Here is a 13,488-nt window from a genome sequence, read left to right on the forward strand (position 1 = left end):
CGGCTCCCACCGCGGTCAGGCCCGCGGCGGCAGCCGGTGCAGTTCCACGTCGCTGAGCCGGCCGCCGGCGGCCGTGGCGGTCATGTAGGTGCAGTGGGGCTGGCGGCGGCGGTCCGTCGGGGAGCCGGGGTTGAGCAGGCGCAGGCCGGTGGGGGCCGTGGTGTCCCAGGGGATGTGGCTGTGCCCGAAGACCAGCACGTCGAGGCCGGGGAAGCGGGCGGCGCAGCGCTTCTCGCGGCCCTGGGCGGGGCCCGTCTCGTGGATCGCCCCGAAGCGCAGCCCGCCCAGTTCCGCGTACGCCACCTCGGGCAGCCGGGCCCGCAGGTCCGGTCCGTCGTTGTTGCCGTACACGGCGACGAGCCTGCGGCAGCGGCTCTCCAGCAGGTCGAGGGTGGCCGTGTCGACCCAGTCCCCGGCGTGGAACACGACGTCGGCGTGCGGGAGTTCGGCCAGCAGCGGCGCGGGCAGTTCCCTGGCCCGCTTCGGCAGGTGGGTGTCGGACGTGAGGAGCAGACGCACACCCCTAGCCTAGAGGCGGTGGCCCGCTCCACCCCGGAACCGACTTGACCGCGAACAGACAGACCCCGCAGCTCAGTTGCCGTGAACGACGGAGATGATCACGGCCAGGTCTCGAAAGATGAGGCAGCGTTGTCTACCGGGTTAGCATCGGGCAACACGCAGTAAGACAGGACGTCTACGGCAAGCGACCCGAAGGGGCCCGGAAACCCGATGCCGGTCAAGGTCAGCGTCATCATCCCCGTCTACAACCCGGGGATCTACATCGAGGACTGCATCACCTCGCTGCAGAGGCAGTCCCTGCCTCCCGAAGAGTTCGAGGTGATCTTCGTCGACGACGGCTCCTCCGACGCCACCCCGGCCCGGCTCGACGCGCTCGCCGCCGAGGACCCCCGGATGAAGGTCATCCACCAGGAGAACTCCGGCTGGTCGGGCAAGCCCCGCAACGTGGGCATCGCCGCCTCCACGGGCGAGTTCGTCATGTTCGTCGACAACGACGACTACCTGGGCGACGAGGCCCTGGAGCGGATGTACGACTACGGCGTGGCCAACGGCGCCGATGTCGTCGTGGGCAAGATGGCCGGCAAGGGCCGCGGCGTGCCGGTGGAGCTGTTCCGCCGCAACCACCCGCGTGCCACCGTCGAGAACGCCCCGCTCATCGACAGCCTCACCCCGCACAAGATGATCCGCCGTGCCTTCCTCGACCGCATCGGTCTGCGCTTTCCCGAGGGCAGACGGCGCCTGGAGGACCACGTCTTCATCGCCGAGGCGTACCTGCGGGCGGAGAACGTCTCCGTGCTCAGTGACTACGTCTGCTACTACCACCTCCGGCGCGACGACAGCTCCAACGCCGGTTTCGAGCGCTTCGACCCCGCCGGGTACTTCAAGAACCTCCGCGAGGCCCTCGACGTCGTCGAGCGGTACACCGAGCCCGGACCGGTGCGTGACCGGCTCTTCCGCCGCTGGCTGCGCGTGGAGATGGTCGAGCGGCTGCGGGCCCGGCGCTTCCTGAATCTGCCGGACGACTACCGCAAGGAGCTGTTCGGGGCGATCCACGAGGTCGTCGTCGAACGGTTCGGTCCCGGTGTCTCGGCGGGGCTCCAGCCGACGCAGCAGGTCGTCGCCGCGCTGACCGCGGCCGACCGGTACGACGACGTCGTGTCCTTCGCGGAATGGGAGGCCGGCATCGCGCCCAAGGCGGCACCCGCGCACGTGGAGTGGCGGGACGGCTCCCTCAGCATCGGCTTCACAGCCGAGTACACGTCCGGCGGCGAGCCGATGACCTTCCCCGCCGACGCCGAGGCGGCCCCGCTGAACGACACGCCCAAGGACGTGACCGAGGGCGTGGAGTGGGTGGCCTCGGAGACCGGCGCGCGCTTCGGGCAGGCCACGGCCGATCTGCTGCTGCGGGAGCGCTCGAGCGCCGCGCAGTACTTCCAGCCGGTGAAGGTCACGCGCGAGACCGTGCCCGTCGGGGACGGCGAGCAGGTCCGGCTGGTGCTGCGGGCGACCGCCACCGTCGACCCGGCCGCCCTCCCGGGTGACGGCGTCTGGGACGCGGTCGTGCGGGTCAAGCTGGGCGGCTGGACCAAGGAGTGCCGGCTGGGCCCGGCCCCGCGGGCGACCCGGCCCACGCCGGACGTGGGACTCGTCGGCGGCCGCCCGGTTCTGCCGTACTGGACGGAGCCGCACGGCAACCTCTCCCTGGAGCTCGGTACACGGGGCAAGCGGCTCGGTCTGGGCAGCGTGCAGCCGATGGACGTCACCGTCTCCGGGGACCGTTTCCGTGCTCCGCTCCCGCTGCATGTCGAGGGCGACAGCGAGGTGCCGCTGAGGTTGGTCTCCTCGAGCCGGATCCTCGACGCGTCCGGCACGCTCTCCCCCGCCCCGGACGGGCGCGGGGCGGTGCTGGAAGGAGAGATGCCCGCCAAGGATCTCTCGCGTGGCACCTGGCGGGTGGCTGTCTGCCTGGCACCGGGTGCCGAGCGGCCCCGCTTCACCGGGCTGCCGTTCGCGCTGCGCGCCGCCGACGGTCAGGTGCTGGTGGTGCCGGCGCCGGGGCCCGGCGTCGCGCTGCGGCTGGCACGGCGGGCGCGGCGGGTGGTCGGTACCGCGCGTCGGAAGGTGGTTTCCCGTATCAGGATCGGAGGGCAGTGACGGCATGCGACCACTGGGGATAGAGGGCGCCTGGATTCTGGAGCCCAAGATCTTTCCGGATGACCGGGGCAGCTTCCACGAGTGGTTTCGCGGGGAGGAGTTCCGCGAGGCCACGGGCCGTGATCTGGCCCTGGCCCAGGCCAATTGCTCGGTCTCCCGGCGGGGCGTGCTGCGTGGTGTGCACTTCGCCGATGTGCCGCCCAGTCAGGCCAAGTACGTCACGTGTGTGCGCGGTGCGGTCCTGGACGTGGTGATCGACATCCGGGTGGGTTCCCCCACCTACGGCCGGTGGGAGGCCGCACGGCTCGACGACGACACCCGCCACGCGGTGTTCCTCTCCGAGGGTCTGGGCCACGCGTTCATGGCCCTCACCGACGACGCCACGGTGGTCTATCTGTGCTCCACCGGCTACGCCCCGGAGCGTGAACACGGCATCCACCCCCTCGACCCGGCCCTCGGCATCGCCTGGCCCGAGGGCATCACCCCTGTCCTCTCCCCCAAGGACGAACAGGCCCCGACCCTGGCCGAGGCGGAACGCCAGGGTCTGCTCCCGTCGTACGAGACGTGCCGTGCGTACTACGAGGAACTGCGGTCCGGCCGGGGAGACGGCTGACACCGCGGCACGCCGAAAGGCTGCCGCACGCCACAGGCCCGGGCGCTCAGCGCCCGGGCCTGTGTCTGTCCCACATCAACCCCAAGAAGGGGTCAGCGGCTTACGCCCACCTGTTCCAGGGACTTGCGCAGGGGCTCCCAGCCGATGCGGCGGGGCAGGCCGCGGTTGCGGGCCTGGGTGAGGGGGCGCCAGAAGCCCGCTTCCAGGAGGGTCTCGGGGGCCACCGCGCCGGCCCGTTCGAGGATCGCCTCGGGGACCTTCTGCGGGTCGGGCACCTTGTACTCGGCCATGATCTCGTCGTACTTGTCGTGCAGGACCCGGTTGTTCGGGTCGGCGCCGAAGACGACGAGCTGGCCGGTGGGCGCGGTGTCCACCTGGACCGTGACCAGGTCGGGGCGGTAGCGCGCCAGCACCTCGGTGATCTTGTAGACGTCACCGGTCCAGGCGTTGGTGTGCCGGTCCCGGGCCGCCTCGTCGACGCTGCGCGGCAGCATGTCGTCGAAGACGATCACGCTGGACCAGTCGGAGTGCTTCTCGACGTTCATGAAGTCGCGCAGGGCGTACTCGAAGATGTGCATGCCGTCGATGAACGACAGATCCAGCGTGGTGCGGCGCCAGTAGCCGATCGGGCTGCGGCCGCGGCGCAGGTTGCGCAGCGGGTGACGGCCGCCCTTGAGGTGCTGGAGGGGGTTGTCACGGGCGAAGAAGTCGTCACTGGTGGCCTTCACCAGATGGACGTCGCACTTCAGCTCCGAGACCACCTTGAAAGCGGGGTCGATCGCAATGCTGGGGACGCGGGACAGGCGCAGGCTGCGACCGTCGTTGACGCCGATCTCCAGGTAGTTGCGATTGGCGCTGACCTTGTGCAGTCCCCGGAGGAACTCATGGCGTTTCACGAAGTGGGACCTTCCTTGCGGATGCGGGGCAGTGCTTCGTGCAGGGCGGAGCGCCAGTCGCGCGGCAGGGGCAGGCCGATCTCCTGCCACCGGCCGTGTGCGAGGGCGCTGTACGCCGGGCGGGGCGCGGGCCGGGGGAAGGCCGCGCTGCTGGTGGGGCGGACCCGGTCCGGGTCGGCGCCGAGAAGGGAGAACACTTCGCGGGCCAGCTCGTACCAGGTGGCCTCGCCGGCGTCGGTGGCGTGGAAGACGCCGTGCGCGTCGGGGCCGAGCCGGGGTCCGAGGTCGGCGATCCGCTCGGCGACGTCCGCGCTCCAGGTGGGCTGCCCGCGCTGGTCGTCGACGACGTCGAGGGTGTCGCGGCGGGCTTCGAGACCGATCATGGTCCGCACGAAGTTAGTGCCGTGGACCCCGTAGAGCCAAGCCGTGCGCACGACCGCGCTCGCCCCGGGCAGCTCCTCCAGCACGGCCCGCTCCCCGGCCAGCTTGGTGCGGCCGTAGGCGGTGCGCGGGGCCGGCGGATGGTTCTCCGGGTAGGGGGCGGCGGTCCCGGCTTCGCCGGAGAAGACGTAGTCGGTGGAGACGTGGATCAGCCGGGCGTCGTGCGCCGCGCAGGCCCGGGCCAGCAGCCGCGGTCCGTCGCCGTTGATCTCCAGGGCGCGGGCCTCGTCGGTCTCGGCGTCGTCGACCGCCGTGTACGCGGCGCAGTTCACGACCAGGTCGGGGCGGTGCTCCCGCACCGCCGCGCCCACGGCCTCGGGGTGTGTGATGTCCAGGGCGGAGCGGTCCAGGCCCACCACGTCCTCGCCGCGCCGGGTGAGCTCCTCGACGACATCGCGGCCGAGCATTCCGCCCGCTCCGGTGATCAGCCACCTCATGCGCGCTCCTGGGCGACGCGCCGCTTCAGGGGCTCCCACCATGCGCGGTTGTCGCGGTACCAGGCGACGGTCTCGGCGAGGCCGGTGGTGAAGTCATGGGCGGGGCGGTAGCCGAGTTCGTCGCGGGCCTTGCTCCAGTCGACGGAGTAGCGCAGGTCGTGGCCCTTGCGGTCCTCGACGTACTCCACCCGGTCCCAGTCCGCGCCGCAGGACTTGAGGAGCAGGCCGGTGAGTTCCTTGTTGGTGAGTTCGGTGCCGCCGCCGATGTTGTAGACCTCGCCGGGCCGGCCCTTGGTGCGGACGAGGTCGACGCCCTGGCAGTGGTCGTCGACGTGCAGCCAGTCACGGATGTTGCGGCCCTCGCCGTACAGAGGCACCGTGCCGCCGTCGAGGAGGTTGGTGACGAACAGCGGGATGACCTTCTCGGGGAACTGGTGCGGGCCGTAGTTGTTGGAGCAGCGGGTGACGCGCACGTCCAGGCCGTGGGTGCGCTGGTAGGCGAGGGCGAGCAGGTCGGAGGAGGCCTTGGATGCCGAGTACGGCGAGTTCGGCTGCAGCGGGTGGTCCTCCGGCCACGAGCCGGACTCGATGGAGCCGTAGACCTCGTCGGTGGAGACGTGCACGAACGGGCCCACCTCGTAGCGCAGGGCGGCGTCGAGCAGGGTCTGGGTGCCGAGCACGTTGGTGCGGACGAAGTCGGCGGCGCCGGTGATGGAGCGGTCCACATGCGACTCGGCGGCGAAGTGCACGACCTGGTCGGCGCCGGCCATCAGCTTGTCGACGAGTTCGGCGTCGCAGATGTCGCCCTGGACGAACTCCAGCCGGGGGTGGGTCAGTTCGAGGTTGTCGAGGGTGCCGGCGTAGGTGAGCTTGTCCAGCACGGTGATGCGCGGCGCGTCGGGCGCGTCCGGGGCGAGCAGCGCACGGACGTAGCGGGAGCCGATGAACCCGGCGGCACCGGTGACGAGGAGGTTCATGAAGTGATCTGCACCTTGCTGTGGTCTCCGAGGACGAATCGGTGGGCGCTGGGGACGCTGGGGGCCGGGGTCACCTCGACATGCCGGCCGATCAGCGAGGACTCGATCCGGCCGACGCCCTGGATCGAGGAGTCGCGCAGCACGATCGAGAATTCCACTTCGCTGTCGGTGATCCGGCAGTTCTCCGCGATCGAGGTGAAGGGACCGACGTAGGAGTCGCTGACGAGGGTTCCCGCGCCGATGACGACGGGCCCGACGATGCGGGAGTTGACGATCCGGGCGCCCTCTTCCACCACCACCCGCCCGATGGTCTGCGAGGCGTCGTCCACCGTGCCGTCGATGCGGCGCTCCATGGCTTCGAGGACCGTACGGTTGACCTCGAGCATGTCGCCGACGTTGCCGGTGTCCTTCCAGTAGCCCTTGATGACCGTGCTGCGCACGTCGGCGCGGGAGTCGATCAGGTGCTGGATGGCGTGGGTGATCTCCAGCTCGCCGCGCCACGAGGGTTCGATGGCGCGCACGGCGTCGTGGATCACGGGCGTGAACAGATAGACGCCGACGAGGGCGAGATCGCTCTTGGGCTGATCGGGTTTCTCCTCCAGGCCGATCACCTGGCCGGACGGGTCGAGTTCGGCGACACCGAAGGCGCGTGGGTCGGCCACGCGTGTGAGCAGGATCTGGGCGTCGGGCCGGCTGTCGCGGAACTCGTCGACGAGGTCCGTGATGCCGCCGACGATGAAGTTGTCGCCGAGGTACATCACGAAATCGTCGTCGCCGAGGTAGTCCTGGGCGATCAGTACCGCGTGGGCCAGCCCGAGGGGCCGCTCCTGGGGGATGTAGGTGACCTTCAGGCCGAACTTCGACCCGTCGCCCACCGCTTCCTCGATCTCTGCGGCCGTGTCCCCGACGATCATTCCCACGTCGGTGATGCCGGCCTCGGCGATCGACTCCAACCCGTAAAAAAGCACAGCCTTGTTGGCCACTGGCACCAGTTGCTTGGCCGACGTGTGTGTGATCGGCCTCAGTCTTGTTCCTGCGCCGCCGGACAGCACGAGAGCCTTCATTCGGTTCACCTTAGTCGCGATCCGGCGGATGTGAACATCACTTCTTTTGGTTGTCGATGCGCGGAGTTACTCGGATGGTCACCGCGCGGTCCCCCGCGGAGCGGTCAGTCCTCGCCCCTGACGATGTTCCACTCCGACCCGGAGCGTGTGATTCCGGGAGTGGCCCGGTTCTCCACGGCGGGGAGGCAGGTCCGCAGCGCGGCCTTGCCGCGCAGGCGGCGTGCCTTCGACCAGCCGGTCTCGGGCCGGCGGACGGTGGGCTTGTCACTCAGGTCCATGGACGTCACGACTCATCATCTTCCTTCTGGATCCGCTGCTGTTCGAGTAACCGAAGAGAAACCGAACAAACGCGGTCGTGACGCCCCGGACCGATGCTGTCAACGCGTCTGCGGGGCAGAGCTGTTCACCCCCGTCACGTATTGGGGCGCGCGGCGCTGATGTCGCCCAGCGCGGACTCCGGGTCGCGCTCCACGGCCATATCGCCCAGGGAGACGATGCCCACGGGGTGCCCGTGCTCGACGACCGGGATACGGCGCACGGAGTGCTCGCGCATCAGCTCCACCGCGTGGACCAGGTCCTCGTCGGGACCGATGGTGACCAGGTCGTCGCTGCACGCGCCGGCCACGGTGGTCCGCTCCGGATCGGTGCCCTCGCTCACCGACCGGATCACCAGGTCACGGTCGGTGACCAACCCGCGCAGATCGTCGCCGTCCGTCACCAGGACGACGCCGAGGTCCTCGTCGCGCATGATGCGGGCCACCTGGGCGACGGAGGTCTGCGGTTCGACCGTCGCCGGGTCGCCGGTCATGATGTCGCGGACATGCTGAGCCATGACGTGCCTCTTCTCTCGGCTCTTCGCGGTTCCCCCGTCCGACGTCGCTCCGGGTACCCGGAGCACCCGCCCGGTCACCAGGAACTCGTGCGGGATGTTCAGCGCCCCAGCTCCAGCTCCGCCCACACCTGCTTGCCGCCGCTGACCGGCAGCGTGCCCCAGGTCGCCGAGAGCGCTTCGACGAGGAGGACGCCCCGGCCGCCGGTGGCCTCCCAGCCGATGCTGGCCGGTCTGACCGGGGAGCGGGGTGAGGCGTCGGCGACGGCGACGCGCAGGCGGTTGTTGATGAGGGTGAGGTCCATGCGGACCTGGCCGTCGGTGTGGACGAGGGCGTTGGTGACGAGTTCGGAGACGACGAGGAGGGCGGCGTCGAAGTCCTCGGTGACGCCCCAGGAGCGCAGGGTGCGCCGGGCGAAGCGGCGGGCGTGCCCGACCGCCTGCGGAACACGCCAGACCGTCCAGCTCTCCCGCAGCGGGCGCAGGTCCATGCCGTCGTAGCGCAGCAGGAGCACGGCGACGTCGTCGCTGCGCTGGGCGCTGCCGAGCAGGGCGTCGGCGACGAGCCCCAGGTCGACGGGGGCGGAGGCGGCGAGCTGGTCGGCGAGGCGTTCCATGCCCTCGTCGATGTCGGAGTCGGGCGTCTCGACGAGACCGTCCGTGACCAGGGCGATCAGGGTGCCGGGCGGAAGCCGGAGCGGGCTCATGGGGAAGTCGGCCTGGGTGATCACGCCGAGCGGCGGGCCGCCCTCGGCCTCCGCGATCTCGGTCGTACCGTCCGGGTAGCGCAGCACCGGCGGCAGGTGCCCGGCGCGCACGCACCAGGCGGAGCCCTCCTCCAGGTCGATGTCGACGTAGGCGCAGGTGGCGAAGAGGTCGCTCTCCATGTCCATGAGCAGCCGGTTGGCGTGGGAGACCACCACGTCCGGCGTGTGCCCTTCGACGGCGTAGGCGCGCAGGGCGGTGCGCATCTGGCCCATCAGGGTGGCGGCGCCGGCGCTGTGGCCCTGGACGTCGCCGATGACGAGGGCGACGTGGTGGTCGGGCAGCGGGATGACGTCGTACCAGTCGCCGCCGAGCTCCAGCCCCGCCGTGCTGGGCAGATAGCGGGTGACGGCCTCGGCGCCCGGCAGGCGGGGCAGGCGGCGGGGCAGCAGCTGGCGCTGGAGCATGCCGACGAGTTCGTGTTCGGCGTCGAACGCGCGGGCCCGCGTCAGGGCCTGTCCGGCGAGGCCGGCGCAGGCGGTGAGCAGGGCGCGTTCGTCGGAGCCGAAGTCGTGCGGCGTGTCCCAGCCGATCAGGCAGGCCCCGGCCATGCGGTTGCCGGCGGGCAGCGGAAGGACGGCGAGGCCGCCGGGGCCGACCTCGGCCAGGCCGCGTTCCAGGGCGCTGCCGGCGGGCCAGATCCGGGCGCGTCCCTCGCGCAGTGCGGCCGCGAGGGTGGGCATGGCGCGTACGGGCGCGTCGGGCCATTCGGTGCGCCACTCCCGGCGCCACAGCTCGGGCCAGGCCTCGGGTTCGGGCGGGTCGAGGACGGTGACGACGAGCCTGTCGCTCTCCAGTTCGGCGAGTGCGATGCGGTCGGCTCTGAGCGGCCGGCGCAGGGCGGCGACCACGGCCTTGCCGACGTCGCGGACGGTGACGGCGGTGGCCAGCGCGGTGGCCAGGCGCTGGACACGGGCCACGTCGGTGACGTCGGAACGCAGTGTGGAGGCGTCGTCGACGGTGCCCACGAGCCGTGCCGAGTGACCCACGCCGCCGGGCAGGAGGCGCCCGCGCAGCCGGAGCCACTTCGGCGGTCCGGTGGGCTGGAGCACCCGGAACTCCAGCTCCCGGTCGCCGATGGACATGTGGTCGGCCTCCACCACGGACATCAGCGAGGGCAGGTCATCCGGCACGGTCATGCCGAGCAGGGTCTCGACGCGGCCGTCGAACTCCGCGGGGTCCAGGCCGAACAGGTCCAGCAGGTGGTCGCCGGCCCGGACGCGGCCGGTGTCCATGGCGAGGCTGAACGCGCCGGGCGGCAGCTCACCGCCCTCGGCGGGCGCGGCCGGGGCGGGGAAGGCGACCGCCTCGGAGATCAGTTGCAGGCACGCGCGGTCGTCGCTGTCGAAGCCGTCGGGGCTCTCGCAGACGGCGAGGAGACAGCCGCCGCCGTCCCCGTGGACGGGCAGGACCGTCAGGAAGAAGTCCCGGGACGGCACGCGCCGGGCCTGGACGTGCTCGGCGAGTTCCGCGGGGCCCAGCGAGACGGGGCGTCCGGCGCGGTGGGCCTCGGCGACCGGGGACCGCCCGGCGCGCGGATAGCTGTCGCGCAGTCCGTACAGCGTCCTCGGCACCCCGGCCGACTCCACCAGGCGCAGCAGCTCGCCGTCCTGGCTGGGTGTGTACAGGGCGGCGAACGCGGCGCCGGCGAAGACGAGTGCCTGTTCGAGGACCCGGTGCACTCTTTCCGGCGATTCCTGATCGGCCGCGATCGCTTTGAGGGCACCTTCGGCACGCAGCATTCGCGTTCTGCGTTCTCGGGGTTCTCGGGCGCCCTCACTGACCACGTTGGCCATTACAGCGCTTATGCGACACCTGCGCAGCCCCTGTGAGCGTTCCGTGGACCAGCACCGACGCGGGCGCTCGAACGGAACCGAACATGTCTTTACCCATGCGTTCCGCACGCTGTTCTCGTGACAGCCGTGACTGTCCGGGCCCGGCGCGTGACTGGGAGGCTCGGTGCTGATCACGGAGGGGGACGCATGGACAAGCGGTACGAGGTGTACGCGCTGGCCGACCGGCACTTCTACGAGACACCGGACCGGCTGGCGCGAGGCGGGCAGGAGGCCTCGCAGGGGGCGGCCGCGCACCTCTACGAGACGGCCCGCCGGCCCGTGCCCGAGGGCTGGGAGACGGCCCGGATCGGGGACTGGCTGACGATGACGCCGCCCGGTGCGGACGGCGAGCCCCTCCAGGGTCCCGCGCAGGGCTGGAAGATCCACGCCTCGGCGACCCGGGCGAACGCGGAGAAGATCGCCGGGATCGTCTGGGACTACTGCGTCGAGCGGCGCGTCCCCTTCAAGTTCGTGCCCGGCCCGCACCTGCTGCACCTGCGCAACACCAAGTACGCGCCCCGCGACGGCAGCGGCAAGTTCGTCACCGTCTATCCGGCCGACGAGGAGCAGCTGCACGAGGTCCTGCGCGAGCTGGGCGCGCTGCTGGAAGGGCTCGAGGGGCCGTACATCCTCACCGATCTGCGCTGGGGCGAGGGTCCGCTGTACGTCCGCTACGGCGCCTTCGCGCGCTCGTTCGTCGTGGACGAGCGGGGCTCGCTGGTGCCGGCGGTGCGCGACGGCGCGGGCCAGCTGGTGCCGGACCGGCGGACGCCGTCCTTCCAGGTGCCCGAGTGGGTGACGCTGCCGGCGTTCCTCCAGCCGCATCTCGACGCGCGGAACAACACGACGACGGGCGAGCTGCCGTACCGCATCGAGAAGGCGCTGCACTTCTCCAACGGCGGCGGGGTGTACGTGGGCACCGACACCCGCGACGGTCGCAAGGTCGTCCTCAAGGAGGGCCGGCCGCACGCGGGACTCGCCTCGGACGGGGCCGACGCGGTCGCCCGGCTGGAGCGGGAGAAGCGGGCGCTGGAGCAGGTGGCGGGCACGGGCGTGGTCCCGGAGGTGCGCGACTGGTTCGAGCTCGGCGGCCACCGGTTCCTGGTGATGGACTTCCTGGAAGGCCGTCCGCTCAACTCGTTCTTCGCCGAGCGGCATCCGCTGCTGGCCCAGGATCCCGACGCGGGGGCCGTCGCCTCATACACGGCGTGGGCGCTGCGCATCCACCGCGAGGTGGAGAAGGCCGTGGCGGCGGTGCACGCGCGCGGCATCGTCTTCAACGACCTGCACGTCTTCAACATCATGGTCGCGCCGGACGAGGAGTCGGTCTTCCTCCTCGACTTCGAGGCGGCGGCCCCGGCCGAGGAGAACGGCCGCCAGGTCGTCGCCCACCCGGGCTTCTTCGCGCCGCCGGACCGCCGGGGCGCCGATGTCGACCGCTATGCGCTGGCCTGTCTGCGACTGGCCCTGTTCCTGCCCGTGACCACGCTGTTCGTGGTCGACCGCGGCAAGGCGGCGCATCTGGCCGAGGTGATCTCGCAGCAGTTCCCGGACGTGCCGCGAGGGTTCCTCGACGAGGCGGTCGCGGAGATCACGCGGGAGGTGTCCGGCCGTACGGTGGCCGCTCCCTCCGCACCGGTGGACCCCGGGGACTGGCCGTACAGCCGCGACTCCATGGTCAAGGCGATCCTCGCCTCGGCCACCCCGGAGCGCGACGACCGGCTCTTCCCCGGCGATGTCGCCCAGTTCTCCGACGGCGGCGGGCTCGGGCTCGCCCACGGCGCCGCCGGGGTGCTGTACGCGCTGGACGCGGCCGGCGCCGAGCGGTACGAGGAGGGCGAGCGCTGGCTGCTCACCCGGACGGCACCGGCACCGGTCGGTACGCCGCTCGGCCTGTACGACGGGCTCGCGGGCGTCGCCCTGGTCCTGGACCGGCTCGGGCACCGGCAGCGGGCGCTGGACCTGGTCGAGGGCATCCTCGCCGAGCGGTGGCAGAACCTCTCCTCGGACCTGCACGGCGGACTGGCCGGACTGGGACTGGTCCTGGGCCGGCTGGCCGAGACGACCGGCGAGACGGAGCTGCGCGAGCGGGCCGACGAGGCCGCGCGGATCCTCGTGCAGCGGCTCACCGAGCCGCCCCCGGCCACGCCCAAGCGGCGCGCCGGACTGCTGCGGGGCGCGAGCGGCCCCGCGCTGCTCATGCTGCGGCAGTACGAGTGGACCGGCCGGACGGCATGGCTGGACGCCGCGGCCATCGCCCTGCGCCGGGACCTGGAGTCCTGCGCGACCCGCGAGGGCGGGGCGCTGGAGGTCGACGAGGGCTGGCGGACCCTGCCCTACCTCGGCGACGGCAGCGCGGGACTCGGCATGGTCCTCGACGACCTCGTGGCCCACGCCCCGGACCTCGCCGCGGAGTTCGAGCAGGCCCGCTCCGGTGTGCTCACCGCGGCCACCTCACGCTTCTACGCGCAGCCCGGGCTCTTCCAGGGCCGCGCCGGAATGGTCCTGCACCTCAGCCGCACGACCACGCCGGGCGCGACCGCGGACCGGCTGGCCGGGCAGATCGCCGGGCTCGGCTGGTGCGCGATGGCCTACCAGGGCCAACTGGCCTTCCCCGGCCACCAGATGATGCGGCTGTCCATGGATCTCGCCACCGGAACGGCAGGGTGCCTGCTGGCGCTCGGCGCGGCCCTCGACCCGGCGACCGACGCCCACCTGCCGTTCCTCCCGCCGCCGCACCGGCGGCCCCACTGACGCGGTTCCGCGATCCCGCGGAGTCGTGACACCACCCCGTCCCCACGGATGACCACGGACGGACACCCAACGGAAGGACACACCATGGCACTTCTCGACCTGCAGACGATCGAGTCCGAAGAGCGCACGGACGGCGGCGGCAACAGCACGGTGAGCCTGATCTCCTGCATCAGCGCCGCGAGCGTCCTGCTCTGTCTCTGACCG

The 13,488-nt window shown here is 71.6% G+C and carries 12 protein-coding genes; 4 read left to right on the top strand and 8 right to left on the bottom strand.

Features of this window, described 5'->3' with window-relative positions:
* Window positions 1–15 precede the first annotated feature (15 nt).
* A complete protein-coding gene (locus ACFT32_RS02085; protein WP_382484735.1) occupies window positions 16–519 on the bottom strand; it encodes a metallophosphoesterase family protein in 504 nt (167 codons plus the stop codon).
* A gap of 210 nt (window positions 520–729) precedes the next feature.
* On the opposite strand from ACFT32_RS02085, the gene ACFT32_RS02090 reads away from it, so the two are divergent.
* Together ACFT32_RS02090 and rfbC are read left to right on the top strand one after the other, a co-directional pair.
* Window positions 730–2,673: a glycosyltransferase family 2 protein gene (locus ACFT32_RS02090; protein WP_382484737.1), complete on the top strand. Its 1,944-nt coding sequence runs from the start codon at window positions 730–732 to the stop codon at window positions 2,671–2,673.
* Between the two features lie 4 nt (window positions 2,674–2,677).
* The gene (gene rfbC, locus ACFT32_RS02095) at window positions 2,678–3,286 is read left to right on the top strand and encodes a dTDP-4-dehydrorhamnose 3,5-epimerase (protein ID WP_382484739.1); all 609 of its coding nucleotides are present in this window, start codon (window positions 2,678–2,680) and stop codon (window positions 3,284–3,286) included.
* Window positions 3,287–3,378: 92 nt separating this feature from the next.
* Here rfbC and ACFT32_RS02100 read toward each other — a convergent pair whose 3' ends face one another.
* The 7 genes from ACFT32_RS02100 to ACFT32_RS02130 form a co-directional block, all read right to left on the bottom strand.
* Complete coding sequence (locus ACFT32_RS02100) at window positions 3,379–4,182, bottom strand: class I SAM-dependent methyltransferase (protein WP_382484741.1); 804 nt, start codon at window positions 4,180–4,182, stop codon at window positions 3,379–3,381.
* A complete protein-coding gene (gene rfbD / locus ACFT32_RS02105; protein WP_382484743.1) occupies window positions 4,179–5,060 on the bottom strand; it encodes a dTDP-4-dehydrorhamnose reductase in 882 nt (293 codons plus the stop codon). The genes ACFT32_RS02100 and rfbD overlap by 4 nt, the downstream gene beginning before the upstream one ends.
* Window positions 5,057–6,037, bottom strand: coding sequence for a dTDP-glucose 4,6-dehydratase (gene rfbB / locus ACFT32_RS02110; RefSeq protein ID WP_382484746.1), 981 nt, complete (start codon window positions 6,035–6,037; stop codon window positions 5,057–5,059). Before rfbB ends, rfbD begins: the two co-directional genes overlap by 4 nt.
* The gene (locus ACFT32_RS02115; protein ID WP_382484748.1) at window positions 6,034–7,101 is read right to left on the bottom strand and encodes a glucose-1-phosphate thymidylyltransferase; all 1,068 of its coding nucleotides are present in this window, start codon (window positions 7,099–7,101) and stop codon (window positions 6,034–6,036) included. Before ACFT32_RS02115 ends, rfbB begins: the two co-directional genes overlap by 4 nt.
* 104 nt (window positions 7,102–7,205) lie before the next feature.
* The gene (locus ACFT32_RS02120; RefSeq protein WP_382487095.1) at window positions 7,206–7,388 is read right to left on the bottom strand and encodes a hypothetical protein; all 183 of its coding nucleotides are present in this window, start codon (window positions 7,386–7,388) and stop codon (window positions 7,206–7,208) included.
* A 125-nt stretch (window positions 7,389–7,513) separates the two neighbouring features.
* A complete protein-coding gene (locus tag ACFT32_RS02125; protein ID WP_382484750.1) occupies window positions 7,514–7,933 on the bottom strand; it encodes a CBS domain-containing protein in 420 nt (139 codons plus the stop codon).
* Between the two features lie 98 nt (window positions 7,934–8,031).
* Window positions 8,032–10,491, bottom strand: coding sequence for a SpoIIE family protein phosphatase (locus ACFT32_RS02130; RefSeq protein WP_382484753.1), 2,460 nt, complete (start codon window positions 10,489–10,491; stop codon window positions 8,032–8,034).
* Between the two features lie 186 nt (window positions 10,492–10,677).
* Between ACFT32_RS02130 and lanKC the strand changes: the two genes are divergently transcribed.
* Window positions 10,678–13,284, top strand: coding sequence for a class III lanthionine synthetase LanKC (lanKC, locus tag ACFT32_RS02135; RefSeq protein WP_382484755.1), 2,607 nt, complete (start codon window positions 10,678–10,680; stop codon window positions 13,282–13,284).
* Window positions 13,285–13,368: 84 nt separating this feature from the next.
* Window positions 13,369–13,485: a SapB/AmfS family lanthipeptide gene (locus ACFT32_RS02140; RefSeq protein WP_382484757.1), complete on the top strand. Its 117-nt coding sequence runs from the start codon at window positions 13,369–13,371 to the stop codon at window positions 13,483–13,485.
* Window positions 13,486–13,488 lie beyond the last annotated feature (3 nt).

This window comes from Streptomyces sp. NPDC057002, from assembly GCF_042673825.1.
In the GTDB taxonomy this organism is placed as follows: domain Bacteria; phylum Actinomycetota; class Actinomycetes; order Streptomycetales; family Streptomycetaceae; genus Streptomyces.

Coding starts and splice junctions, on each gene's coding strand:
- rfbD (WP_382484743.1), bottom strand. CDS start 5,060: ATGAGGTGGCTGATCACCGGAGCGGGCGGAATGCTCGGCCGCGATGTC.
- ACFT32_RS02130 (WP_382484753.1), bottom strand. CDS start 10,491: ATGGCCAACGTGGTCAGTGAGGGCGCCCGAGAACCCCGAGAACGCAGA.
- ACFT32_RS02140 (WP_382484757.1), top strand. CDS start 13,369: ATGGCACTTCTCGACCTGCAGACGATCGAGTCCGAAGAGCGCACGGAC.
- lanKC (WP_382484755.1), top strand. CDS start 10,678: ATGGACAAGCGGTACGAGGTGTACGCGCTGGCCGACCGGCACTTCTAC.
- rfbC (WP_382484739.1), top strand. CDS start 2,678: ATGCGACCACTGGGGATAGAGGGCGCCTGGATTCTGGAGCCCAAGATC.
- ACFT32_RS02115 (WP_382484748.1), bottom strand. CDS start 7,101: ATGAAGGCTCTCGTGCTGTCCGGCGGCGCAGGAACAAGACTGAGGCCG.
- rfbB (WP_382484746.1), bottom strand. CDS start 6,037: ATGAACCTCCTCGTCACCGGTGCCGCCGGGTTCATCGGCTCCCGCTAC.
- ACFT32_RS02125 (WP_382484750.1), bottom strand. CDS start 7,933: ATGGCTCAGCATGTCCGCGACATCATGACCGGCGACCCGGCGACGGTC.
- ACFT32_RS02090 (WP_382484737.1), top strand. CDS start 730: ATGCCGGTCAAGGTCAGCGTCATCATCCCCGTCTACAACCCGGGGATC.